This is a genomic window from Rhodococcus sp. O3 (genome assembly GCF_048897285.1).
Lineage (GTDB): Bacteria > Actinomycetota > Actinomycetes > Mycobacteriales > Mycobacteriaceae > Rhodococcus.
This window is the reverse complement of record NZ_JBMBTE010000081.1, coordinates 1-23727: the sequence shown is the minus strand read 5'-3', so window position 1 is coordinate 23727 and position 23727 is coordinate 1. Positions and strand designations below refer to the sequence as shown.

The window sequence follows — 23727 nt, the reverse complement described above, 5'->3', positions numbered from 1 at the left end:
CGTCGACGTCCGTGACACCCAGCGCGGCCGACGTCGCGTCGCTCAGCACGAGAACGGCGCGGTCCTGGGCGCTCGCGTAGTCGGCGACCGTCAGGTCGGTGGGCAGCGCCCGGCCGAGCGCGGTGAACACGTCCTCGGCGTCCGTCTGTGGGGCGGACGGGTCGAAGCGGCGGAGCAGCCGGCCCGTGTAGCCGGGGACGAGCGTGACCTCGGCGGAGTCCAGCGCGGCGAGGTCGCCCGTATCGCGGACCGTCACGTCGATCCCGGTGCGGCGCAACGCGCCCGCGTAGAGATGGGCGAGGAGCTCGCCGTCGGTCTCGGTACCGGTGCCGACGACCACACCGGACGGTCCGGGGGCCTCGTCGAGGACCGGTGACGCGCACCCGGCGACCGCCGCTGCCGCGATCGCCGCCGTTGCGGCCAGGGTTCTTCCCGACCGTGTCGTGCGCTTCGAGTTCGTGGTCACCGTGCCATCCTCGCGCACCGTCCGCAACGCCGAACGCCCCGGTCCGGAAGCCTTGGTGCGGGCTCCGTCCGGGGCGTGCGGTGCGATGCCGCTAGTCGGTGACACCCTCGGCCCTCGCCGCGGCCGCGACGGCCTCGGCGACGGCGGGTGCGACGCGCGGATCGAGCGGGCTCGGAACGATCTTGTCCACAGCCAACTCATCGCCGACAACCGAGAGGATGGCCTCGGCGGCAGCGAGCTTCATGCCCTCGGTGATGCGGCGGGCACCGGCGTCGAGGGCACCCTTGAACACACCGGGGAAGGCCAGCACGTTGTTGATCTGGTTCGGGAAGTCGCTGCGGCCGGTCGCGACGATCGCGACGTGCTTGCTCGCGACCTCCGGGTGGATCTCCGGATCCGGGTTCGACAGCGCGAACACGATCGCGTCGTCGGCCATGGTCGCGACGATCTCCTCGGGCACGGTGCCGGCGGAGACACCGACGAACACGTCGGCTCCGTCGAGAGCCTCGATGAGGCCGCCGTGGCGTCCGGCCGGGTTGGTGCGCTCGGCGAGATCGGCCTTGATCGGGCCGAGGTCGGAGCGCTCACGCGAGACGATGCCCTTCGAGTCGAGCACGACGACGTCGGTGGCACCGGCGGCGAGCAGGATGTTGGTGCAGGCGACACCGGCTGCACCGGCGCCGGAGACGACGATGCGCAGGTCGGCGATGCTGCGCTTCTGGACCTTGACGGCACCCATGAGCGCGGAGAGCACCACGATGGCGGTGCCGTGCTGGTCGTCGTGCATGACCGGGCAGTCGAGGGCCTCGATGACGCGCTTCTCGATCTCGAAGCAACGCGGGGCCGAGATGTCCTCGAGGTTCACGGCGCCGAAGCTCGGACGCAGCCGGATCAGGGTCTCGACGATCTCGTCGGGGTCCTTGGTGTCGAGCACGAGCGGGATCGAGTTCAGGCCCGCGAACTTCTTGAACAGCGCGGACTTGCCCTCCATCACCGGCAGCGAGGCGCGCGGCCCGATGTCCCCGAGACCGAGCACGGCGGTGCCGTCACTGACGACGACCACCAGGCGGTCGGTCCAGGTGTAGCGGGCGGCGAGGGTCTCGTCGGCGGCGATCGCGCGGCTGACCTGCGCGACACCCGGGGTGTACGCGATCGACAGGTCCCGCTGGTTCTCGAGCGGCGACGTGAGCTCGACGGACAGCTTGCCGTCGATGTGCGCGTCGAAGATCTCTTCGTTGGTCAGTTCGACCTTGCTGGGCGTTGGTGCGTCGGACACGATAGACACGATGACACTCCTGCTTGTTCCGTGACCACCCAGGTCGCGGTTACTGCGAAGTAGCTGCGACGATTTACCATTCGTTCGCAGGTGCTTCGCCAAGGACAAATTCTGTGAAGCATCCGGGCGCGATCACGATTACCGCTGTACTACGCTGTACGACTTCCGGAGCGTGATGGCGCCGTGGCTGGTGAGCCCTGGCGACGAGCCCTTGTACAGGGGTCTGCCATCGTCCGGCATCGGGGGGTATCTCCGGCGCCGGATTGGACGCAAGTTTGCCACCTTCACAACGGAACAATCAAATCGCCACACATTGCGAAGCTCTCACTTTTCGAGCGTCCCACCTGTGAGTTTCGACGAAACCGGGGGTCTTGTCCACGTAACGGACGAATTACTCCCGAGTAGCAGGGAAGATACGCGGAGTCATCCCCACCACTGCGTAAACATCAGGAAAGCCGAAGTGACGAACACCACAGCAGAACCGGGCAGAGCGGACAGTCCACGACGGCGGTCCGCGGAGATCTGAGCAGCAATCACGACGATTGCGGCCACCACGTGAGCCGCGACGGACTCGACGCCCGGTCCCGGCACTCCCCGATCCCCGGCGAGGTACTGGGCGCCGCCGACGACCAGGGCGAGGATCACGACCGCGCCGCACACCAGTCCGGACAACATCCGCACCGCGCGCACGGCGACGTTGTCCCGCCGCCGGGGACGATCGAACACCTCCGTCGGCGAATCCGATGCATCGTAGTACTCGTGGCAGTAGTACTCATCGTCGTAGTACTCGCTGTCGTAACTGCCCGCGGCGTAGTGCCGGTCGTCGTAGTCGTCCCCGTACGACTCGCCGCCCCGCCGGCCCCACGCACTCATCCGACGACCACCTCGACACCCGAGGCACGCGCGATCAGTTCCTCGAGCGCCGCCGGGTGCGTCGTGAACCGGCCGATCCCGATGTCCTTGTTCGCGCCGTGGTAGTCCGACGACCCGGTGACGAACAGCCCGAGGTTCGCCGCCATGTCCCGCATCAGCCGCACGTCCGCATCATTGTGATCGGGATGCTCGGCCTCGAGCCCGCCGAGCCCGTGGTCGACGAGTTCCTCGACGTGGTCGAGCGCCAGCAACCTCCCGCGCGCCCGCGCGCGGGCGTGCGCGAGCACCGTCACTCCCCCGGCGGCCTCGACCATGCGCACCGCGTCCTCGAGGGCGGTGTCGTCCTTGGGCACGTAGTAGCGGCCCCGCGGCGACAGCAGATCGGTGAAGGCCGCGCCCACCGTCGGAACCACCCCGGCCTCGACCAGCGCCCGCGCGAGGTGGGGTCGCCCCGCCACGGGACCCGCCGCCTCGACGACGCTCTCCGGATCCAACGGCAGGCCGTCCTCGGCCATCCGGTACGCCATCGCACGGATCCGCCCGACCCGCTCCGAACGGAGTCGTTCCCGTTCCGCGGCGAACACCGGGTCGGCGGGATCGAACAGGTACGCGAGCAGATGCACCGCGACCGGATGCCCGTCCTCACCGCGGCCGGTGCACGACATCTCCATCCCGCGCACCAGCGTCAGACGGGACGGCAGCGCCGCGACCGCCTCGTCCCAGCCCGCGGTCGTGTCGTGATCGGTGAGCGCAACGACGTCCAGCCCCGCCGCCGCGGCGACCCGGACCAGGTCCGCCGGCGTGTCCGTTCCGTCGGAGGCCGTCGAATGGGAATGCAGATCGATGCGCACCCCTCCAGTTTGTCAGGCGACAGCAGAACAACAGCTCAGGGCAACGACTCGAGCGGCGTCCGCGGGCGGGTTAGCATGGCCGGGCCGAGCTGCCGCGCGGAAGGGAACCGATGCCGAACCTGCCGTCCCGCCGCGACGCCGACCCCCGAGCCGTCCCCGTCCCCGCCGAAGAGGCCGTCGTCGACTGCGCGGTCTACGTCGACGGCAGGCGCCTGCCCGGCCGGTACACGCACGCGGACGCGCTCGCCGAGGTCCGCAGCCGCGGCGAGGGGTTCATCTGGCTGGGATTGCACGAACCCGACGAGCACCAGATGACGAGCGTCGCCCGGACGTTCGGGCTGCACGAGCTGATGGTCGAGGACGCGGTGCACGCGCACCAGCGGCCCAAGCTCGAGCGCTACGACGACGTGCTGTTCCTGGTGCTGCGCACCGTCAACTACGTCGAGCACGAATCGGTGACGACCACCAGCGAGATCGTCGAGACCGGCGAGATCATGATCTTCACCGGCCCCGATTTCGTGGTGAGCGTGCGGCACGGCGATCATTCCGGCCTGTCCGACGTCCGGCACCGGCTGGAGCAGTCGCCCGACCGGCTCGCGCTCGGGCCCGCGTCGGTGCTGCACGCCGTCGCCGACTACGTGGTGGACAGTTATCTGGCGGTGACCACCCTCGTCGAACCGGACGTCGACGACCTCGAGGAACTCGTCTTCACGCCCAGCACCCGCATCGCCGTCGAACAGATCTATCTGCTCAAGCGCGAGATCGTGGAGCTGCGCCGCGCGGTGGTCCCGCTCGCCGCGCCGCTGCAGCAGCTCACCCGGGGACCGGGCCACCCGATCCCGAAGGACGTGCGCCGCTACTTCCGGGATGTCGCCGACCATCACACCACCGTCGCCGAACGCATCGCGACGTTCGACGAAACGCTGAGCACCCTGCTCGACGCGGCGATCGCGAAGGTCACCGTGCAGCAGAACACCGACATGCGGCGTATCTCCGCGTGGGTCGCGATCGCGGCGGTCCCGACGATGATCGCCGGCATCTACGGCATGAACTTCGACCGGATGCCCGAATTGCACTGGGAGTACGGCTACTACATGGTCGTCGGGGTGATCGTGGTGATCACCGTCGCCCTGTTCCTGACGTTCCGGCGCAACAAGTGGCTGTGACGGAAGCGCTGCTCGACCGTTCCTCCACGGTGCCTGAGGACCGCCGGGAGCGTGTGCGCCTGGTCCTCGGGGTCGGGTTCGCGCTCGTCGCCGTGCAGGTGGCGATCCGCGCGGCGGTCGCCGCGGCCGGCGAACTCTACTGGGACGATCTGATCCTGATCGGCCGTGCGGGAACGTATCCGCTGTGGTCCGCAGACCTGCTGCTGCACGACCACGACGGCCATCTGATGCCGGGCGCGTTCGCCGCGGCCGCGCTCGCCAACGCGGTCGCGCCCCTGCAGTGGTGGCCCGCCGCGGTGTCGCTGGTGGTCGGGCAGGCGGTGGCGTCGCTCGCGGTGCTGCGGGTGTTGTGGCTGTTGCTCGGCCCGCGGCGGGTCCTGTGGGGGCCGCTCCTGTTCTATCTGTTCGCGCCGCTGACGCTGCCGGCGTTCGCGTGGTGGGCGGCGGGACTCAACGCGCTGCCGTTGCAGGCGGCGCTGGCGTGGGTCGCGGGGGACGCACTGCTGCTGGCCCGCACCGGGCGGCGACGCTACGCGGTGTCCGCGACCGTGGTCACCGCGATCGCCCTGCTGTTCTTCGAGAAGTCGATCCTGGTGCCGTTCGTCGCGTTCGCGACCGTCGCGCTCGCGTACCGGGTCGACGGGCGCGCCCGGCCGGTGCGGCTCGCGGCGCGACGCGGGCGGGTGCTGTGGATCGCCTCGGCGGTGCTGCTCACCGGGTGGGCCGCGTGCTATCTCACCTTCGTCGAATCCCGGTTCGGGATACCCGATTTCGCGATGGTGTCCGGGCTGACGCATCACGGTCTGTCGTACGGGCTGGTGCCCACGTTCCTCGGCGGACCGTGGCAGTGGGAACGCTGGAACCCGAGCCCGCCGTGGGCGACGCCGCCGATCGTGCTGGTCGTCGTGAGCTGGGCGGCGGTGCTCGCGGCGCTGGTGTGGAGCGTGCTGCGACGTCGGCGGACGGGATGGGTGTGGGCCGCGGCCGCCGCCTACGTGCTCGCCTCCCTGGCGGCGATGATCAGCACCCGGTTCGGTGCCGAGACCACCTACGAACTCGCGCAGACGCTGCGCTACTTCGCGGACTCGGCGGTGATCGGCGCGATCGCGGCCGCCCTGGTTCTGCGCGCTCCCGCACGGGGTGCACCGGCCCGCCACTCCCCTGTCGTCGCGGCGATCTGCGCGGTCGCGTTCACGGCCGGTTCGCTGTGGTCCACGGTGACGTTCACGCGGAGCTGGGTGGACAATCCGACCGGCGACTATCTCGCCACCGCCCGGGTCGCGCTCACCGCGCACCCGGACGTGCCGATCCTGGACCATCCGGTGTCGGTGTGGGTGCTGCTGCCGGTCACGCATCCGCACAATCTCATCGGATCGGTGTTCTCCGCGCTGCCCGGGCGCGCCGAGATCACCGACAGCGCCGAGAATCCGGCCGTGCTGGACGACTCCGGTGCGCTCGTCGACGGCGGTCTGTTCGCCGTGCGGTGGGTGCCGCCGGGACCCGAGCCGGACTGCGGGTACCGGCTCTCGCCCGGCACGACCGTCACGCTGCCGCTGGACGGCCCGATGATGGAACTGGACTGGACCGTGCAGCTGAACTATTTCGCGTCGCAGCCCGGGCGAATCGAGGTCGGGTTCCCGGGCGCCGCACCCACGCAGGTCCCGGTCGGGTCCGATCCGAGCACCGTCTACGTCCGGGTGCCGGGCGGTGGGACCGGCCTGCAGGTGCGCTCCCCCGCGACCGGACCGACCGTGTGTTTCGGCGGCGGACCGGTCGGGGTGGTCACACCGAAGTGAGCTGTATCAGCTCGCCCAGCCGGCAGCGCGCACCGCGGCGACCGCACCGCCGTCGACGAGCAGGTCGGTGCCGGTGACGAAACCAGCCTGCGGATCGAGGAGGAACGCGACCGCTGCGGCGATGTCGTCGGGTGTGCCGAGCCGACCGGTCGCGGACATCTCGACCATCGTCCGCATGTTCGCGCCGGACTCGCCGGCGAGTTCCTCCTGGCCCATCGGGGTGGAGATGACGCCGGGGCTGATCGAGTTGATGCGGGCGCCCCGCGCGCCCCACGCGGCGGCCGCGGCCTGCACGCGCAGAGCGTTCGCGCGCTTGGCGATCACGTAGGCCATCGCCGGATGCCCCAGAGTCTCCGGTGCAAGGAACGGCAGGTCGAGCAGTTCGCCGGTGGGGGTGGTCGCGAGCGCCTTCTCCTGGTCGGCGGGCAGCCCGCCGGACATGTGCCCCGCCATGCTGGCGATGACGACGCCCGCACCGCCGGACGCGACGACGCGCGCGAACTCGTCGAGGACCAGCGCGACTCCGAGCAGGTCGACACGCAGGATGGCCTCGGTGGGTGCCTGCACGGGCGAGAGCCCCGCGGTGTGCGCGATGTGGGTGACCCGGCCGAGTCCGGCGGCGGCGTCCGCGAGGTCGACGACCGAATCGCGTTCGGAGACATCGACTGTCCGCTCGGTGACGTCGTGGCCCTCGCCGCGCAGTGTGGCAGCCGCTGCCGCGAGCGTGGTCTCGTCGAAATCGGAGAGCAGCACCTTCCGGCCGCTGCCGAGGCGGCGGGCGATCGCCAGTCCCATGCCCCCTACGCCGATGACGACGACGACGTCCTTGTCCATCCGTGCCTCCCGTGGTGATCGGATGGACGCGACTGTAGAGCAGGGGCGACCCGGATCACATCATGCAGCGGGAGTGGATCGCGTCACATCCGCGGCTGGCCCCGGTTCGGGTCGCGCACGTCGATGCCGGCTTCGGCCCACGCGTCGCGCAACGCACCGGCGCCGCGCAACCGCTTCCACGCGGCCTCGGTGCCGGTGAGCGGTACGGCGTCGAAGAACCGGACCGGATCGGCGGGTTCGGGCAGTTCCAGGTCGGGAATGTCGCTGGGTCCGAGCAGCACCGCGGTGAACGGCGCGTTCTCCCACAGCGGTTCGCCGAGATCGAGCAGTGCGTCCTCGGTCAGGACGACACCTTCGACGGCGGGCAGCGCCGCGAGGATCGCGAGCGTGCGGTGAACGCCGGCGGTGATGCCTTCCGCGTTCCGCAGGCTCAGGACCAGTTCGGCGCGCGGGCCGCGGGTGGGATCGGCGACCATCGCCGTGGGATCGCCCATGGGATGCCGCGAACAGCCGAGCGTGACGAACCGGGTGACCCCGGACTCTGTCGACCGGAACCGAAGCACCTCGATGGGTTCGAGACCCAGGAACGTCACCGATGCCGATTCCGGGTCGGCACCGGGCGCACCGGCGACATGCTCGGTGAGGTGGGCACGGACTGCAGGGAGTACAGCGTCGGTCACCCCTGCAATGTACGCCGCGCGCAGCATTCGTCCCGGGTGACGGGTCAGCGGTCGTCGTCGACGAATCGCACCCGGTGGTCGGCGGTCGCCGGGGCCGCGAAGTCCAGCAACCGCAGCCCTTCCGCTTCGAGCGCGGACCGGTTCGCGGCCGTGAGCCTGCGCCACGGTGTGATATCCAGTGCCGCAGCCTGTTTCGTGATCCTCAGATCGGCGATACCCGCGACGGTCCCGCCGACGAGCACGGCCGGTTTGACGATGCCGTTCTGCGTCATGATGCGGCGCCGGTTCTCGTCCGAGATCAGCCGCGACCGATCGGCATGCGAGAGCAGCACGTTGTCGTAGGGCGCGAGGATGCGTGCCGGGGCGGGGGTCGCGGGATCGGGGCGCGGTGCGTCGGGCAGGTCGAACAGTTCGACGCCGCGCTCGTCGCGGAAGACCTCGAGCCGCGGACGCAGGTGCTCGAAGACCTCGTCGAGCCGGGTGAGCCCGCACCACGCCTGCGCGTCCCGCACGCTCGCGGGCCCGAACGCTCCCAGGTAGCGCAGCAGCAGCGACTCCGGGTCCGGCGCGACCGGAGGGTGACCGGTCCACTCGTCGAGCACGGCCAGCCGCGGCTGCCCGGACCTGCCCCACAGACCGCGCGGCGGCACCTGCACCATCGGCACGAGCCCGCGCACCCCGTGCGCGAGGGCTTTCGGGTCGCGGCCCGGGAATCGTTCGGCGAGCAGCGGTTGCAGTTCCTGCTGACTGCGCGGCACGTCACGGACCAGTTCGCGTCCGGCCGCGGCGAGCGCGTCCCGATCCACCCCGGCCAGCGCGGCGGCATAGGCGGTGTTCGTGTCCAGGTCGCGGTCGAGCAACGGCTGCACCCACGGGCGCAGCGCGGCCGCGTCCGCCGCCGAGACCGCGAAGATCGTGCCGCGCATGAGCACGATCCGCACGACCGCGCGGGCGGCGATGAGGTCGGAGAGGGACTCGGGTACGAATCGCCGGATCCGGCTCCACAGCGCGAGGTAGGGCGGGAGGGGTGCCTGCGCCTGCAGACCCAGCAGGTGTTCGATCATCGGCAGCGGCCCGAGGTCGCTGCGGCGCAGCAGGTGCTGACGCGCGAGGGTCGCGCGCCCGAGCTCGCGGTCCGTGAGGGGGCGGGGCGTCACCGACTCACCTTCGCACCCCTGTGTCCCGCATGCCGGTCGCTCGCACGCTGTCGTGGTTCGTCACTGCTACGGTCGGCTGATGGCGAGATCGGACACATTGCGTACCAGACTGTTGCTTCCCGCACTGTGTCTCATCGTCACCACCGTCGCCGTGATGCAGACGGTCGTGGTGCCCATCGTCGGTACCATCCGCGCGCAACTCGACGTGAGCACCACCGCCTCCGGCTGGCTGCTCACCGCAAACCTCCTGGCCGCAGCGGTCGCGACCCCTGTCCTCGGGCGGCTCGCCGACCTGCGCGGCAAACGCGCAATCCTCATGGGAATCCTGTGGGTGGTGCTGGCCGGGTCGCTGCTGTGCGCGGTCACCGATTCGTTCGCGCTGCTCGTCGTCGGCCGGGTGCTGCAGGGCGCGTCGTACGCGTTGTTCCCCGTGGGCATCGCGGTGCTGCGCGAGGAGGTCGCCCCGGATCGGCTCGTCGGCGCGATGGGACTGCTGTCCGGAACGATGGGCGTCGGCGGGGCGGTCGGCATGGTTCTCACCGGCACGACCGTGTCGGGCGACACCGACTACCGGCGGGTGTTCTGGCTGTTGGTGCTGTTCAACCTCGTCGGCCTGATGATGGCGTTCGTCGTCGTCCCGAAACGTGTTGCCGCGGCGCACGGCCGGATCGACTGGGCCGGGGCGGTACTGCTGTCGATCGGGCTGGCCCTCGCGCTGTTGGCGCTGTCGGAGGGTGGCACGTGGGGCTGGGGTTCACCGGCGACGTTGCTGTGCGCTGCCGGCGGCCTGACGGTGCTCGCCGGCTGGTTCGCGTTCGAACGGCACGTCGACGAACCGCTCGTCCCGCCGCGCATGCTCACCCACCGGCCGGTGCTCGTATTGCACCTGGCGGGACTGCTCGTCGGGGTCGCGATGTTCGTGAACTTCCTCGGGACGTCGTACTTCGTCCAGACCCCGCCGGCCGCGGGGTACGGATTCGGTGCGACGGTGCTCGAGGCCACCGCCGTGTACATGCTGCCGGGCGCGCTGGTCGGGGTGATCGCGGCGGCACTGGCGGGCCGTCTCGTTCACCGCTTCACCGCCAAACGGGTGCTCGGGGTGTCCTGTGTGATCGGCACGGCCGGGTTCGTGCTCATCGCCGTGCTGCACGACCGGAGCTGGCAGATCATCGTCTCGGGCATCCTCGTCTCGGTCTTCGTGAGCCTCGCCTACGCGGCGTTGCCCGCGCTGCTCGTCGCCGAGGTCCGGCCCGACGAGACCGGCGTCGCCAACAGCATCAACTCGATCGCCCGGACCGTCGGCAGTTCCCTGAGCAGCGCGCTGGTCACCACTCTGCTCGCGACGCTCGTCGGCGCGGGCGGATTCGCGAAGCAGTCCGCCTTCGTCGCCGCGTTCGGGCTCGCCGCGGTCGCCGCGGCCGCCGCCGCCGTCCTGGTGTTCGTCACGGTGCGTGCGCCCTCGCGGCCCCTCACCGACGTCGAGGAGGACGAGGTCGAGGCCACGGCGCTGGCCGCGGAATGGGCCGTGGTCGACGGGCTCGCCGGCGGCCGGACCCCCGCCGGCAGATCCGATCTCGCGGGCACGCCGGAGCACCCGCAACGCGAATCCTCCGTGTAGGTCCGGAATGCAGGTCCGGCGCCGATCACCACGGGGCGTTGTACAGCACGCTCGACACCAGGGCAGCGATCGCGAGGACGAGGAACATGAGGACGTTCGCGAGCCGCCCCGGATCGTGGTCGCGCACCCGGACGTGGGCGCCGACGGCGGCGAGGAAGTACAGCACGAGAGCGACCGCCGTGACCACGCCGAGCACGGGGACCGCGAAGCCTACGATCAGCCCGACTGCACCTGCCCCCAGGAGCGCACCCAGTCGCGGCACCCACGAGCGGGGCAGCTCCACGACGTCGGCTGCGGCCACGACGAGCTGGTGCCGAACCAGGCTCAGCGTGGCGGCACTCGCCATCGCGACGGCGGCGAGGACGGTGACTGCGATGTATACGGTGTCCATGAGCTTCTCCGTCCGATAGTCCTGTCGTCTGTTTGACGATTCGGACGCCCGGATCGTGACTCCCGGCATCGGTGGGCTCGTTCCCATCCACTACGCGTTTCGGAATCCGCCCACGCTGTACGAGAGCGATTTCGCATTCACCGCGTCGATTGTCGGAGCTTCGGTCACTCACCACGCAGACGGCCGACCGCTGCGTTCGCCGCCGCCGCGGCCCGCTCCGCGGCCGTCGCGTCCTGCGCCGCGGCTTTTGCTGCACTGCGCGCGAACTCGCGCTGCTCCTCGGCGTGCTGGAGTTGTTCGCGCAGCTCCCGCACCCGCGCCTCGTGGCTGGTGAGTTCCTGCTCGGCCCGTTCGGCCGCGGCCCGGGCCTCGACGACGGCCGCCTGGGCGGCCTCCGCGTCGGCGATCGCGCGTTTCAGTTCGGCCGCGCGGGCCTTCGCCTTCTCCTTCTCGGCGGCACGCGCCTGCTCGTCCTCGGGCTCCTCGGTCGCGGTGTCCTTCGTCCGATCGCGGACGACGTGCAGCGGAACCGCACCGCTGTCTCCGAATCCGCTGTATTCGAGGGAGGTTTCGAGCCGCCCGGCACGCACCCGTTCCTCGATGTCGGGGTCGGCGAGAGCGGCGTTGAGGGTCTGCCCGACCTCACGCAGCGCCGCCTCGCTCACCCGGCGTCCGCGCGAGACGGCGAGACGGCCCGCCTCCCGTTCGAGCGCCCCGACCGCATGCCGACGCTGGTTCGACAGCTTGCGCAGATCGCTGCCGGACAGGCGGCGCTGGGCTTTACGCAGGGCATCGCCGAGGTCGAGCAGCGCGGCGAGTTCGTCGGCGCGGTCGCGGGCGAGCAGATTCACCAGCCACGCCGCGACCGTCGGTTTGCGCAGCTTGCCGATTACCGCTGCCGTGTCCCGATCGCCTGCCTCGCGGGCCTGCGCGACATACTCGTCCCGGGCCGCGACGAACTCGTTCGGGTCGACACCGTACAACTCGTCGGCGATCTCCTCGGGATCGATGTCTGCGCCCGCCACCGCGTCACCGGAACTCGTCGACGTGGGTGTGCGCCCACTGGGCGAAGGTCGTGGCCGGTCGGCCGAGAACCTCCTCGACGGTCCGCGTGACCTGCTGCGGACGACCGATCACGGATGCTCTGCCGTCGAGATACCAGCCCGCGTACTCCCCCATCGACCGCGCCAGCAACGTCTCCGCCTCTTCGCGGCCCACCTCGCGGAACGGCACCTCACGGCCGAGTGCCCGGCCGATCTCGCGGACGATGTCGGGGTGGGTGAGCGACTCGGGGCCGGTCAGCTCGTAGGTGCGGCCCGCGTGGGCGTCGTCGAGCAGTGCCCTGGCGGCGACCGCCGCGATGTCCTCGAGGGCGATCGGGGCGGTCGCCGCCGTCGGGTAGGCACCGCGCACCTCACCGGTGGTGCGGATCTGTTCCGCCCAGATCAGGGCGTTCGACATGAACTCCCCCGGCTCGAGATGCGTGCAGGCCAGCCCGGATCGTTCGACGTCGGGCTCGATGCGGTGCCAATCCGAGCCTTCCCCGCCGGTCAGCGTCACAATCCTGCGCACACCGGCGTCCCGGGCCAGCTGCGCGACCGCGCCGGCCACGGCAGGCACCGGTGCCAGGTAGAGGACGTCGACCCCCTCGAACACACCGTGCAGGGACTCCGGCCGGCCCACGAATCCCTTCGCGACCTCGACACCGTCGGGCAGCGCGGCACGAGCCGGGTTCACCGTCAGCGCCCGGATCGGCGGAACGGTCCGTTCGGTCCCGGCGCGCACGAGCTCGTCGACGACCAGCCGCCCCACATTGCCCGTGGCTCCGGTCACGAGGATCGTCATGGGGCGAGACTACGTCGATCCCGCCCCGCAGGGAGCCGGTCCAGGGCGTGGCTCCTGATCCTTCTCGGATGCACCTGGCGATCGGGCGACGGGTGCGCCGAAACGGGGATTGGGAGACATGCCCTAAATGGCCAGTTTGGCGAGCAGGTCGCGGGCCCGTTCGGCGGTCTTCGGTTCGCACAGCACGTCGTAGCGGCCGGCGACCAGCTGCATCGTCGACGAGAAGTCCCGCTGGCCGCGCGTCGCGGCATACGGAATGGTCGCCGAGATCAGACCGAACACGATGCCACCGACCAGGCCGACGAGCAGCGGACCGAGGAAATCGGTCGAGAAGATTCCCAGCAACAGGCCGAAGAACAGGCCGAGCCAGGCACCCGACACGATTCCCCCGCCGATCACCTTCGGCCACGTCAACTTCCCGGTGACACGCTCGACCTGCATGAGGTCGACACCGACGATCGTGACGTCCTGAACCGAGAAGTTCTGGTCGGACAGGTAGTCGACGGCGTGCTGGGCCTCGGCGTAGGTCGCGTACGAGCCGACCGGCCAACCACTCGGCGGGGTCGGCAGACCCGGGGCGGGTCGGCCGGGCTGTCCGAGAGGGTTCGTCATGGGCATGAACTCCTTTTCGCGGGGCGACGCTCGAGTCGCTTCGCAGTCGGGGGCGGCGCACAACTCCAGCCGTGCGCACGTGTCCATTCTGCCCGGTTGACGACTCCCGCGTGGCTACTGCGGCGGGTCGAAAACCGTGGTGCGCGTCATGCCCGCCGCGCGGCCCTTCGCGGAGATCACCAGAGCCATCTTCCGGCTGGCCTCGTCGATCATCTCGTCACCGAGCATCGCCGCGCCGCGCGCGCCGCCGGCCGCCGAGGTGTGCCACTCGTAGGCGTCGAGGATCATCTCGGCCTTGTCGTAGTCCTCCTGCCGCGGGCTGAAGACCTCGTTGGCCGCGTCGATCTGGCTCGGATGCAGCACCCACTTGCCGTCGAAACCGAGGGCGGCGGTGCGCTGCGCCGACCGGCGGAACGCCTCGACGTCGCGAATCTGCAGGTAGGGACCGTCGATGGCCTGTAGCCCGTGGGCGCGGGCCGCCATGAGGATCGTCATCAGGATGTGGTGGTAGGCGTCCCCGCGGTCGTACCCCTCGGGCTGTTCGCCGACGACGAGGGTGCGCATGTTGATGCTGGCCATGAAGTCGGCGGGACCGAACACGAGCGTCTGGACTCGCGGGCTGGCCGTCGCGATCTCGTTGATGTTGGTCAGGCCGATCGCGTTCTCGATCTGCGGTTCGATACCGATCGCGCCGACCTCGAGGCCGTGCGCCTTCTCGACCTGCGTGAGCAGCAGATCGAGAGCCTTCACATGGCTCGCGTCGGGCACCTTCGGCAGCAGAATCGCGTCGAGGTGCGCGCCCGCGCCGCCGACGACGGACGTCACGTCGAGGTAGGTGGCGTCGGTGGTCCAGTCGTTGACGCGCACGACCTTGAGCTGCTCGCCCCAGCCGCCCTCGTTGAGTGCGTCGACGATGTTCGTGCGGGCCTCTTCCTTCGCCAGCGGCGACACCGCGTCCTCGAGGTCCAGGAAGATCTCGTCGGCGGGCAGGCCCTTCGCCTTCTCGATCATCTTCCGGCTGCTTCCGGGGACGGCGAGTACGGATCGACGCGGCTTGTACGAGAACGACATGAGCTGGACGGACCTCCCGTTCGCAGTTTCGGCGCCCCCACGCCCTGACCCGGCCATCATGTCAGCAGTGAGCAAACCCTGAACGACCACCCGTCTGTGGCGTGGATTTCACCCTGGGGGCACGGCTCCGGACGGTGCGGCGTAACCGGCGGGGGCCGCTCTTATGCTTGGCTGGTCCGGCACCGAATTCGTGGGGAGTGACCACTTGGCAGCAGTGAGCAAGGTGTTCGCGGCCAGGCTTGCGGGCCTGGTCGTTCTCGGACCCGACGGCGAATCGATCGGTCGCGTCCGCGACGTCGTGCTCACCATCCGGATGGGACGCCAGCAGCCGCGTGTCATCGGCCTCGTCGTCGAACTGCCCACCCGGAGGCGGATCTTCGTGCCGATGCTGCGCGTCACCGCGATCGAGCCGGGCGCGGTGACCCTCACGACAGGAAATGTCAGTCTGCGCCGATTCAAACAGCGCCCGACCGAGATCCTCGCCCTCGCCCAGGTGCTCGATTCGAAGGTCCGGGTCGACGACCCGGAACTGCCCGAGCTCGCCGGGGTCGACGCGGTCGTCGTCGATCTGGGCATCGAGCTGACCCGCACCCGCGACTGGCTCGTCACGCGCGTCGCGGTACGGCAGCACCGGGGCCGGCTCGCCCGGCGCTCGGCGATCCACGTCGTGCGGTGGCAACACATCTCCGGGCTCACCGCGGCCACGCTGGCCATGCCCGGCCAGGGCGTCTCGCAGCTGCTGCTGCAGTTCGAGGACATGCGCCCCGCGGACGTCGCGCTGGCGCTGCGGGAACTGCCCGAGAAGAGACGCAACGAGGTCGCGGTCGCGCTGGACGACGAACGCCTCGCCGACGTCGTGCAGGAGTTGCCCGCCGACGACCAGACCGAGCTGCTCACCAGTCTCGGCGTCGACCGCGCCGCCGACGTGCTCGAGGCGATGGACCCGGACGACGCGGCCGACCTGCTCGGCGAACTCCCCGAGACCGAAGCCGAATCGCTGCTGCAGTTGATGGACCCCGAGGATTCGGAGCCGGTGCGCCGCCTGCTCGAGCACTCGCCCGACACCGCCGGTGGTCTGATGACCCCGGAGCCGGTCGTGCTCACCCCGGCCACGACGGTTGCAGAGGCGCTCGCGCGAGCACGCAACCCGGACCTGACACCGGCGTTGGCGTCGATGCTGTTCGTCGTGCGGCCCCCCACCGCGACCCCCACGGGCCGCTACCTCGGCTGCGTACACCTACAGCAGCTGCTGCGCGAACCGCCCGCGAGTCTGGTCGGCGGCATCGTCGACAACGACCTGCCCCGGCTCGATCCCGGCGATTCCCTGACGGCCGTCACCCGGTATTTCGCGACCTACAACCTGGTGTGCGGTCCGGTGGTCGACGACGAACAGCACCTGCTCGGCGCGGTCACGGTCGACGACGTGCTCGATCACCTGCTGCCCGAGGACTGGCGTGAAGAGGAGACCGACGATGAGTGACCGCACCACTCTGGCCAGCCAGCGTCTCGACACGCCGCGGTCGTCCCGGTTCCGGCTCAACTTCGACGCGGAGGCCGTCGGCCGGGTCAGCGAGTCGATCGCGCGCTTCCTCGGGACCGGCCGCTATCTGCTGATCCAGACGATCATCGTCGTGGTGTGGATCGCCCTGAACATCATCGCGGTGGACCTGAAGTGGGATCCGTATCCGTTCATCCTGCTCAACCTGGCGTTCTCGACCCAGGCGGCGTACGCGGCACCGTTGATCCTGCTGGCACAGAACCGACAGGAGAACCGCGACCGGGTCTCGCTCGAGGAGGACCGCGCGCGGGCCGAGCAGACGAAGGCGGACACCGAGTTCCTCGCACGGGAACTCGCCGCCCTGCGGCTGGCGGTCGGCGAGGTCGCGACGCGCGACTATCTGCGCCGCGAACTGGACGACCTGCGTGCCCTGCTCGTCGATACCGAGGACGAGTCCGCCAGGCCCGCGGGTCAGGCGAAGGCGCGCAGCGCGCGGCGCTGATCCCAGTCAGCGCGCGGCGCTGATGTCACCCGAGCGAGCACTCGGCTCGACTGTTCTGTAATCTCCGTCACAGACATGCCGGGTCGGGCGGCGTGGGGGTCCGAGTTCGTGGCTGTGCAGGAAGTGCTGTGCAGGAAGTGCTGTGCAGGAAGTGCTGTGCAGGAAGTGCTGTGCGGGAAGTGCTGTGCGGGACATGTGAGGGGTGGTCGTGTGCGGTGGCAGGGTCTGATCGCGGTGCCGGTGATTCTCGCAGCGGGATATGCGGCCGCATCGTCGTCGGCAGCACCGCTGATCGAACCGGCTGCCGCGGCCGAGGGCGACCTGACCACAACGGCCGGATCCGTGGGAATCGTCCCGGTCACTCCCGTGCCGGGTACCCCTCCACGCGGCCCGGCGGCCGCCCCGGCGGGCATCCCCACCGACCCGCTGGCACAGTTCCCGCCGGATGTCACGGTTCCACCCGGCCAGCCGTCCCCTGTGCTCGCGGCGGAGGGTCCGCTCGCGGTACCCGAACTCGTCTACTACGCGTATCGCGCTGCGGAGATGCAGTTGCAGATCGACACACCCGGGTGCGGGCTCCCGTGGAATCTGCTCGCGGCGGTCGGTCGGCTCGAATCCGGACACGCCGACGGCGGCCGTACCGACGTGCTCGGCACGCTGAGTACCCCGAGGGTGTCGCCGAACGGTGAACTCGGCCCGATGCAGCTTCCGGCCGCGGTGTGGGAGCAGTACGCGGTGGACGGCAACGCCGACGGACGCACCGATCCGCAGAACGTGTTCGACCAGTCCCTCGCGGCGGGCCACTGGATGTGCGCGAACGAGGCGAACCTGCGGGAACCGGAGGGTCGCGCCCGGGCTATCGCGCTGTTCGACCCGCGCCCGGAATACCGGGTCAACGTCGAGGCGTGGTCGGCCGCGTACGAGAAGGGTGCGGCCACGTCGCCCGGCGTGATCGCCCCGCCGCCGATGCCCACGACCACCGTCCGGCCGGTTCCCGACGCCGCGGATGTCGCGGCCCCCGGGCCTGTCGCCCCACAGCCGGTGGCCCCACAGCCGGTGGCCCCACAGCCGGTCGAGCCACAGCCGGTGGTCGTGGAGGAACCGGCCGCCGAACCCGCCCCGGCCGAACCCGCGCCGGCGGCTCCTGCTCCCCCGGCCCTGCCGGAGATTCCCTGCCTGGTTCCCGCGTTCTGCGGACCGTAACTCTCACTCGTTCGCGCTTTTGGTTGCTCCAGCAGCCAAGAGCACGCAGGGCGCGCCGCGCACCCTGTTACATCACGTTTGAATAACGGAACAGTCTCAACCCGTGTTATCGTCGGTCGGCCAGATAACGGAGGCATCTCGAAGAGGTGCCCGAGGGAAGGTAGCGAGTGGGCCGGCACAACAAAGTTACGACGTCCAAGTTGCGACGGAATTCCGTCATCGCGGTAACAGGACTCGTACCGGTGGGCCTGGTCACCGCGGCCGCCGCCACCGCGGGCGCGACCTCGAAGAGCTTCCTCGGAATCCATCAGACCGCCGGATCCGCCGAAGCCGCTGCCGGCACCGCCGACACGGCTCCCGCCGAGGTCGTCCGGTCCGTCGCGCCGGTCGCCGACCTGATGGTCGCGCCGGAACCCGCCGCCGCACCCGCCCCGAAGGCCGCGCCGGAACCCGAACCGGAACCGGCCGCACCCGTCGTCCGGCAGCAGGGACCGCTCGGGATCCCCGCGGTGAACTTCGCCGCCTACCAGAACGCCGAACGCATCCTCGCCGCCGAGAACCCCGGCTGCGGCATGTACTGGACGCTGCTCGCCGGCATCGGCCGCGTCGAATCGGGCCACGCCAACGGCGGACGCGCCGCCGACGACGGCAAGCTCTTCGACCCCGTCATCGGGCTTCCACTCAACGGCAGCCTGCCCGGCCAGGCCACCATCTACGACACCGACGGCGGCGCCCTCGACGGCGACACCGTCTACGACCGCGCGGTCGGCCCGATGCAGTTCATCCCCACCACGTGGAACCAGTACGCGGGCGACGGCAACGGCGACGGCGTCGCCGATCCGCAGAACCTGTTCGACTCCACCCTGACGACCGCCAAGTACCTGTGCGACGGCGGCCTCGACATGCGCAACGTCGCACAGGCCACCAAGGCCATCCACCGTTACAACAATTCGATGGCCTACGTCGCGAACGTCCTGGCCTGGTCCGCGGCCTATTCGACCGGCATCGAGCCCAGCCCCGTCGACCTGCCGCGCATCCACTGATCAGCACCCGCCTACGATGGGCGCCATGGCAGTGAGTGAATCCGATATCCGCAGTGCCCTCGCCCGGGTGCAGGATCCGGAGATCCGCAAACCCATCACCGAACTCGGGATGGTCAAGAACATCGACATCGACGCCGACGGAAACGTCGCCGTCGGCGTCTACCTCACCACCGCCGGGTGCCCGCTGCGCACCGAGATCACCGAACGCGTCACCAAGGCCGTCGCCGACGTCGCTGGGGTCGGTGCCGTCGACGTGACCCTCGACGTGATGAGCGACGAACAGCGCACCGAGCTGCGCAAGTCGCTGCGCGGGGACTCCACCGAACCGGTCATCCCGTTCGCCCAGCCCGGATCGCTGACCCGCGTCTACGCGGTCGCGTCCGGCAAGGGCGGGGTCGGCAAGTCGTCGGTCACGGTCAACCTCGCGGCCGCGATGGCCGCACGCGGTCTGTCCGTGGGCGTCCTCGACGCCGACATCTACGGTCACTCGATCCCGCGCATGCTCGGCACCGACGCCAAGCCCACGCAGGTCGAGCGCATGATCATGCCGCCCATCGCACACGACGTGAAGATGATCTCCATCGCCCAGTTCACGCAGGGCAACACGCCCGTCGTGTGGCGCGGCCCTATGCTGCACCGCGCGCTGCAGCAGTTCCTCGCCGACGTGTTCTGGGGCGACCTGGACGTGCTGCTGCTCGACCTGCCGCCCGGCACCGGTGACGTCGCGATCTCCGTGGCCCAGTTGATCCCGAGCGCCGAGATCCTCGTCGTGACCACCCCCCAGCAGGCCGCCGCGGAGGTCGCCGAACGGGCCGGGTCGATCGCGCTGCAGACCCGTCAGCGCATCGCCGGGGTCGTGGAGAACATGTCGTGGCTCGAACTGCCCGACGGCACCCGCATGGACGTGTTCGGCACCGGCGGCGGCCAGGCCGTATCCGAACGGCTCACCCGCGCAGTCGGCGCGCAGGTCCCCCTGCTGGGGCAGATTCCGCTCGACCCGGCGATCCGGGAGGCCGGCGACGCCGGAACCCCGATCGTGCTCAGTGCACCGGATTCCGCCGCCGGAACGGCGCTGCGCGAGATCGCCGAGAAGCTCGCGGTGCGGCGCCGCGGCCTGGCCGGTATGTCGCTGGGTATCGACACCACGCGACACCTCTGAGCGTCACGGCTGGGCCCTCGGCTACCGCGGCCCAGCCGGCAACGCCGGGGGCTCGGCCGTCACGGGGCTCAGCCTGAACCGACACCCGATTCACCCCGTCGCCGCGCTTCCTCGAGCCGCCGGATCAGGGTCGCCGCGTCGAACGGTCCGGTGTGGCGGAGCAGATCGTCCCCCGACACGCCCAGATAGAACGTGGGGGTCTGCGTGATCTCGCCGACCTCGGCGTCGACAGCATCGTCGACGACCCGCAACCGCGTGGCACCGGTCCGCAACGCCTCCTCGAAACGCTCCAGGTCCACACCGAGCTCGGCCGCGTAGCCGTAGATGTCGTCCTCACCGAGGCTGTCGGCGTGCGCGAACAGCTGATCGTGCATCTCCCAGAACAGGTCCTGCTCCGCCGCGGCCTCGCTGGCCTCGGCGGCGAACCGCGCGTTCGGGTGCGCCTCGTCGCGCGGAAGGTGGCGGAACACGTACCGCACCGCGTCCCCGAAATGCGCGTGCACGTCCCGGATGCTGCCGGTGGCCCGGCTGCAGAACGGGCATTCGAAGTCGCCGTACTCCACGAGCGTCAGCGGCGCGTCGACGGGGCCGCGGATGTGGTCCCGCCCGACCTCGACCGGGCGCGGCAGGAACCGGCTCGTCACCGGGACCGGGCCGCGCCGCCGGTCGTCGATGCGGAACAGCACCCAGCCGAAGACGGTGGAGACGACGGCGGCAGCGAGCACCGCGACCCGTGCGTCGTTCGCGAGGCTCGGCGACGGGATCGCCAGATCCACGATGAACAGGGAGATGGTGAACCCGATCCCGGCGAGCGCGCCGCCCCCGGCGATCTGCGACAGCGTCAGACCCGGCGGCAGCGCCCCCGGACGCATGCGGGTGACCAGCGCGACCGCGCCGGTGATGCCGACGAACTTGCCGACGACCAGGCCGAGCAGGATGCCCCACGCGAGCGGCGACCGCACCGCGGCACCGACCGCCTCCGCGCTCAGCACCACCCCGGCGTTCGCCAACGCGAACACGGGCACGACGAGGAACGACGTGTAGGGGCCGTAGAGCCGCAGCAGGCGTTCGTTGACGGACACCGCGCGGAGCACACCCAGCTGCGCCGCCCGCGCATAGTCCGAGTTCGGTGACTGCCGGAACGCACGGGCGAGTTCCCCGGCCCGCTCGACCTCGCTGCGCCTGGGTGGATACACCGGAAGGATCAGCGCGATCAGCACCCCGGACAAGGTCGGGTGGACACCGGACTCGTAGAACGCCACCCAGGTGGCCGCCGCCACCAAGAAGTACACGACGCCGCGCCAGACCGCGAGGCGGCGCAGCAGCGCGATCCCCAGCAGCCCGATCGCGCCGAACACGAGAGGCCCGACCCGGAGATCGTCGGTGTAGAACAGCGCGATCACGCCGAGCGCCCCGATGTCGTCGGCGACCGCAAGGGTGAGCAGGAAGATCCGCAGCCGGGCCGGGCACCGCGGGCCGACCAGCGCGAGCGCGCCCATGACGAACGCCGTGTCCGTGGAGATCACGACACCCCACGCTCCGGCCGCCTCACCGCTCGGATTGAGCAGCAGGAACAGCAGGACCGGCACCGCCAGCCCGGCGACCGCCGCGACGACCGGGACCGCGGCCCGGGTCCGATCGGTGAGCTCACCGATGGTCAGCTCACGCTTGACCTCGAGCCCCACGACGAAGAAGAACAACGTCATGAGCGCGTCGTTGACCCAGTGCTGCAGGTCCATGCCGATGCCGTAGTCGCCGATCTGCACGGTCAACGGCAGATGCCAGAAGGCCTCGTAGGAGTCGCCGAGATTCGCCCAGATCAACGCCGCCACGGTCGCTGCGAGCAGAAATGCCGCCGACGCCGAATCCTCGTCGGTGATCTCGCGGATGCCGGCGAGCCGGGCCGTGAGACGGCCGCGCTGCACAGGGGTTCGGACCTCCTGTGCTGCCACGGCTATCCGTTCCGATCCCGCGCGATCAGGTCGCGTCGGTGTCGATCGGGGGCAGCTCCCCCGCCCCGAGCGGTTTCGCCGCCGGCGGTTTCGGGGCCGGCTTGTCGAAGTTGCCGGTGAGGATCGAATCGTCGCCGTCGAGCAGATGCTTGGTGATGACGGCCTTCGGGGTCATGCCCCGCAGCTCGTTCAGCTCGGACAACGGCTTGCGCAGGTCCTCGAACTCCGGTCCGAGTTCGTCCTTGAGCTGCTGGCGGGCACCGGACGCGTAGTCGCGCACCTGACGCAGCGACTTCGTCACCCAGGAGACCGCGCCGGGCAGACGCTCGGGTCCCAGGACCACGAGCGCCGCCACGAGGAGCACCATGAACTCGCCCCAACCGATGTTGCCGAACACCGTTCCAGAGTACGTGGTCGGATTCCGGGACGTGCGGTTGACGTGCGCAGATCACAACCGGTGCACGAGAGACTCCCGGCCGGTCAGTCCGATTCGGGGGTCACCTGCACGTCGACGAGACGTCCGCTGCGCACGAGCTGGACGGTCACCGGTTCCCCGATCCGCTGCTCGTGAACCGCCACGACCAGCTCGTCCGCGCTGGTCACCGTGCGGTCGCCCACCTTGACGATCACGTCGCCCTCGACGATCCCGGCACGCTGGGCCGGGCTGTCGGCCTGCACGTTCGCCACCTCCGCCCCGCTTGCGGCGTCGTTGACGACCGTGCGGGCGTTCACCCCGATCTCCGGGTGGTGCATCTCCCCGCTGCGGATCAATTCCTGGGCCACCTGCGTGACGGTGTCGATGGGAATCGCGAAACCGAGCCCGACCGAACCGCCGGTCTCGGTCTTGATCGCCGAGTTGATGCCGATCACGCGACCTTCCGCGTCGACGAGCGGACCACCGGAGTTGCCGGGGTTGATGGACGCATCGGTCTGCACGGCGTCGATCACGGCGTCGGTGTCGGTGCCCTGTCCACCCAGACGCATCGGCCGGTGCAGGGCGCTGACGATGCCGCGCGTGACGGTCTTGCTCAGGCCGAGCGGCGAGCCGACCGCGATGACGTCCTCACCGACCTGCACGTCGGCGGACCGTCCCAGTTCGGCGACCGTCAGGTTGTCGACGTCCTCGACCGCGAGCACCGCGAGGTCGGTGTGGATGTCGCGGCCGACGATCGAGGCCGGCACCTTGGTGCCGTCGTTGAAGGTCACCTGGATCTTCGCGTCGGGGCTGCTCGCCGCCATCGACACGACGTGGTTGTTGGTGACGATGTAACCGGCGCCGTCGATCACGACCCCGGAACCGGTGCCGGCCTCGTCGCCGAGCGTCACCTGGATCGACACGACCGCCGGGAGCACCGCGTCGGCGACCCGCGCGACCTGCCCGGTGGGCAGTTCGTCGTCACCGGCGATCTGCGAGAGCGACACACCGCGGCTGGTCAGGGACCCGTTGTCGGCGGTCACCAGCGCGACGATCAAGCCGCCCACCATGCCGATCGCGACGGCGACCGCAGCGAGGGTCGCGAGAGCGCGCGGTTCGACGCGACGGTCGAACAGCACCTCCCGCAGGGTCAGTTTCCGTCCGGGCGGCAGAACCTGCTCGCCCGCCTGCTGCGCGGCGGGTCCGAGCCGTACCGGGCTCGACGGATCGCGCCAGGGATCGGGTTCGGGGGCCTCGTTCCCGGCATCGCTGCCGGGCGCGGCGGGCGGTCGCTGCAGGGTTTCGGTGGCGTCCTCGGG

The 23727-nt window shown here is 70.3% G+C and carries 23 protein-coding genes; 8 read left to right on the top strand and 15 right to left on the bottom strand.

Translation table 11 applies throughout. The features are described from left to right. The 4 genes from ACN675_RS20115 to ACN675_RS20100 form a co-directional block, all read right to left on the bottom strand. Positions 1-466: glycine betaine ABC transporter substrate-binding protein (locus tag ACN675_RS20115; RefSeq protein WP_420752528.1), on the bottom strand; the 466-nt coding region annotated here is incomplete at its 3' end. Between the two features lie 91 nt (positions 467-557). Further along, positions 558-1751 (bottom strand): NAD(P)-dependent malic enzyme, encoded by a 1194-nt coding sequence (locus ACN675_RS20110; protein WP_420752527.1) that lies wholly within the window; start codon positions 1749-1751, stop codon positions 558-560. Positions 1752-2165: 414 nt separating this feature from the next. Continuing rightward, positions 2166-2615: a hypothetical protein gene (locus ACN675_RS20105; RefSeq protein WP_420752526.1), complete on the bottom strand. Its 450-nt coding sequence runs from the start codon at positions 2613-2615 to the stop codon at positions 2166-2168. After that, complete coding sequence (locus ACN675_RS20100; protein ID WP_420752525.1) at positions 2612-3466, bottom strand: PHP domain-containing protein; 855 nt, start codon at positions 3464-3466, stop codon at positions 2612-2614. Before ACN675_RS20100 ends, ACN675_RS20105 begins: the two co-directional genes overlap by 4 nt. A 110-nt stretch (positions 3467-3576) precedes the next feature. Between ACN675_RS20100 and ACN675_RS20095 the strand changes: the two genes are divergently transcribed. Then, positions 3577-4632: a magnesium and cobalt transport protein CorA gene (locus tag ACN675_RS20095; RefSeq protein ID WP_420752524.1), complete on the top strand. Its 1056-nt coding sequence runs from the start codon at positions 3577-3579 to the stop codon at positions 4630-4632. A gap of 29 nt (positions 4633-4661) precedes the next feature. Continuing rightward, positions 4662-6428, top strand: coding sequence for a hypothetical protein (locus ACN675_RS20090; protein ID WP_420752529.1), 1767 nt, complete (start codon positions 4662-4664; stop codon positions 6426-6428). Between the two features lie 6 nt (positions 6429-6434). Here ACN675_RS20090 and ACN675_RS20085 read toward each other — a convergent pair whose 3' ends face one another. The 3 genes from ACN675_RS20085 to ACN675_RS20075 all read right to left on the bottom strand — a co-directional run bounded on the left by ACN675_RS20085 (position 6435) and on the right by ACN675_RS20075 (position 9099). Continuing rightward, complete coding sequence (locus ACN675_RS20085; RefSeq protein ID WP_420752523.1) at positions 6435-7262, bottom strand: SDR family oxidoreductase; 828 nt, start codon at positions 7260-7262, stop codon at positions 6435-6437. An 83-nt stretch (positions 7263-7345) separates the two neighbouring features. Then, positions 7346-7942, bottom strand: a complete 597-nt coding sequence (locus ACN675_RS20080; RefSeq protein ID WP_420752522.1) for a suppressor of fused domain protein — start codon at positions 7940-7942, stop codon at positions 7346-7348. A gap of 44 nt (positions 7943-7986) precedes the next feature. After that, positions 7987-9099 (bottom strand): winged helix DNA-binding domain-containing protein, encoded by a 1113-nt coding sequence (locus tag ACN675_RS20075; protein WP_420752521.1) that lies wholly within the window; start codon positions 9097-9099, stop codon positions 7987-7989. A gap of 79 nt (positions 9100-9178) precedes the next feature. On the opposite strand from ACN675_RS20075, the gene ACN675_RS20070 reads away from it, so the two are divergent. After that, a complete protein-coding gene (locus ACN675_RS20070) occupies positions 9179-10717 on the top strand; it encodes an MFS transporter (protein ID WP_420752520.1) in 1539 nt (512 codons plus the stop codon). A gap of 25 nt (positions 10718-10742) precedes the next feature. Here the strand turns inward: ACN675_RS20070 and ACN675_RS20065 are convergent, their stop codons facing one another. The 5 genes from ACN675_RS20065 to ACN675_RS20045 form a co-directional block, all read right to left on the bottom strand. Beyond that, positions 10743-11108, bottom strand: coding sequence for a DoxX family protein (locus ACN675_RS20065; RefSeq protein WP_420752519.1), 366 nt, complete (start codon positions 11106-11108; stop codon positions 10743-10745). Positions 11109-11272: 164 nt separating this feature from the next. Continuing rightward, on the bottom strand, positions 11273-12133 hold the full coding sequence (locus tag ACN675_RS20060; protein ID WP_420752518.1) for a hypothetical protein: 861 nt from the start codon (positions 12131-12133) through the stop codon (positions 11273-11275). A gap of 4 nt (positions 12134-12137) precedes the next feature. Beyond that, positions 12138-12953: an NmrA family NAD(P)-binding protein gene (locus ACN675_RS20055; RefSeq protein WP_420752517.1), complete on the bottom strand. Its 816-nt coding sequence runs from the start codon at positions 12951-12953 to the stop codon at positions 12138-12140. Between the two features lie 123 nt (positions 12954-13076). After that, positions 13077-13565, bottom strand: a complete 489-nt coding sequence (locus ACN675_RS20050) for a general stress protein (RefSeq protein ID WP_420752516.1) — start codon at positions 13563-13565, stop codon at positions 13077-13079. A 114-nt stretch (positions 13566-13679) separates the two neighbouring features. Next, positions 13680-14636, bottom strand: a complete 957-nt coding sequence (locus ACN675_RS20045; protein ID WP_420752515.1) for an HpcH/HpaI aldolase/citrate lyase family protein — start codon at positions 14634-14636, stop codon at positions 13680-13682. 205 nt (positions 14637-14841) lie between these two features. Here ACN675_RS20045 and ACN675_RS20040 point away from each other — a divergent pair, with 205 nt between their 5' ends. From ACN675_RS20040 to ACN675_RS20020, 5 genes are all read left to right on the top strand, one after another. After that, positions 14842-16116 (top strand): magnesium transporter MgtE N-terminal domain-containing protein, encoded by a 1275-nt coding sequence (locus ACN675_RS20040; protein ID WP_197250213.1) that lies wholly within the window; start codon positions 14842-14844, stop codon positions 16114-16116. Continuing rightward, entirely contained in the window at positions 16109-16636 is a 528-nt protein-coding gene (locus tag ACN675_RS20035) for a DUF1003 domain-containing protein (RefSeq protein WP_420752514.1), read from the top strand. Before ACN675_RS20040 ends, ACN675_RS20035 begins: the two co-directional genes overlap by 8 nt. 210 nt (positions 16637-16846) lie before the next feature. Beyond that, positions 16847-17839, top strand: a complete 993-nt coding sequence (locus ACN675_RS20030; protein WP_420752513.1) for a hypothetical protein — start codon at positions 16847-16849, stop codon at positions 17837-17839. 167 nt (positions 17840-18006) lie between these two features. Then, entirely contained in the window at positions 18007-18882 is an 876-nt protein-coding gene (locus ACN675_RS20025; RefSeq protein ID WP_420752512.1) for a lytic transglycosylase domain-containing protein, read from the top strand. 25 nt (positions 18883-18907) lie between these two features. Further along, entirely contained in the window at positions 18908-20041 is a 1134-nt protein-coding gene (locus ACN675_RS20020; RefSeq protein WP_420752511.1) for an Mrp/NBP35 family ATP-binding protein, read from the top strand. A 68-nt stretch (positions 20042-20109) separates the two neighbouring features. On the opposite strand, the gene nhaA is transcribed toward ACN675_RS20020, so the two are convergent. The 3 genes from nhaA to ACN675_RS20005 all read right to left on the bottom strand — a co-directional run. Further along, a complete protein-coding gene (gene nhaA / locus ACN675_RS20015; protein ID WP_420752510.1) occupies positions 20110-21993 on the bottom strand; it encodes a Na+/H+ antiporter NhaA in 1884 nt (627 codons plus the stop codon). Positions 21994-22018: 25 nt separating this feature from the next. Next, on the bottom strand, positions 22019-22390 hold the full coding sequence (gene tatB, locus ACN675_RS20010; protein WP_197250207.1) for a Sec-independent protein translocase protein TatB: 372 nt from the start codon (positions 22388-22390) through the stop codon (positions 22019-22021). Positions 22391-22473: 83 nt separating this feature from the next. Next, positions 22474-23727, bottom strand: a 1254-nt coding sequence (locus tag ACN675_RS20005) for a S1C family serine protease (RefSeq protein WP_420752509.1), incomplete at its 5' end; no start/stop codon positions are given.

Excerpts from the sequence above, each read along its gene's own strand:
- ACN675_RS20105 (WP_420752526.1), bottom strand. The coding sequence starts at position 2,615 with ATGAGTGCGTGGGGCCGGCGGGGCGGCGAGTCGTACGGGGACGACTAC.
- ACN675_RS20095 (WP_420752524.1), top strand. The coding sequence starts at position 3,577 with ATGCCGAACCTGCCGTCCCGCCGCGACGCCGACCCCCGAGCCGTCCCC.
- ACN675_RS20085 (WP_420752523.1), bottom strand. The coding sequence starts at position 7,262 with ATGGACAAGGACGTCGTCGTCGTCATCGGCGTAGGGGGCATGGGACTG.
- ACN675_RS20070 (WP_420752520.1), top strand. The coding sequence starts at position 9,179 with ATGGCGAGATCGGACACATTGCGTACCAGACTGTTGCTTCCCGCACTG.
- ACN675_RS20065 (WP_420752519.1), bottom strand. The coding sequence starts at position 11,108 with ATGGACACCGTATACATCGCAGTCACCGTCCTCGCCGCCGTCGCGATG.
- ACN675_RS20055 (WP_420752517.1), bottom strand. The coding sequence starts at position 12,953 with ATGACGATCCTCGTGACCGGAGCCACGGGCAATGTGGGGCGGCTGGTC.
- ACN675_RS20050 (WP_420752516.1), bottom strand. The coding sequence starts at position 13,565 with ATGACGAACCCTCTCGGACAGCCCGGCCGACCCGCCCCGGGTCTGCCG.
- ACN675_RS20045 (WP_420752515.1), bottom strand. The coding sequence starts at position 14,636 with ATGTCGTTCTCGTACAAGCCGCGTCGATCCGTACTCGCCGTCCCCGGA.
- ACN675_RS20035 (WP_420752514.1), top strand. The coding sequence starts at position 16,109 with ATGAGTGACCGCACCACTCTGGCCAGCCAGCGTCTCGACACGCCGCGG.
- ACN675_RS20020 (WP_420752511.1), top strand. The coding sequence starts at position 18,908 with ATGGCAGTGAGTGAATCCGATATCCGCAGTGCCCTCGCCCGGGTGCAG.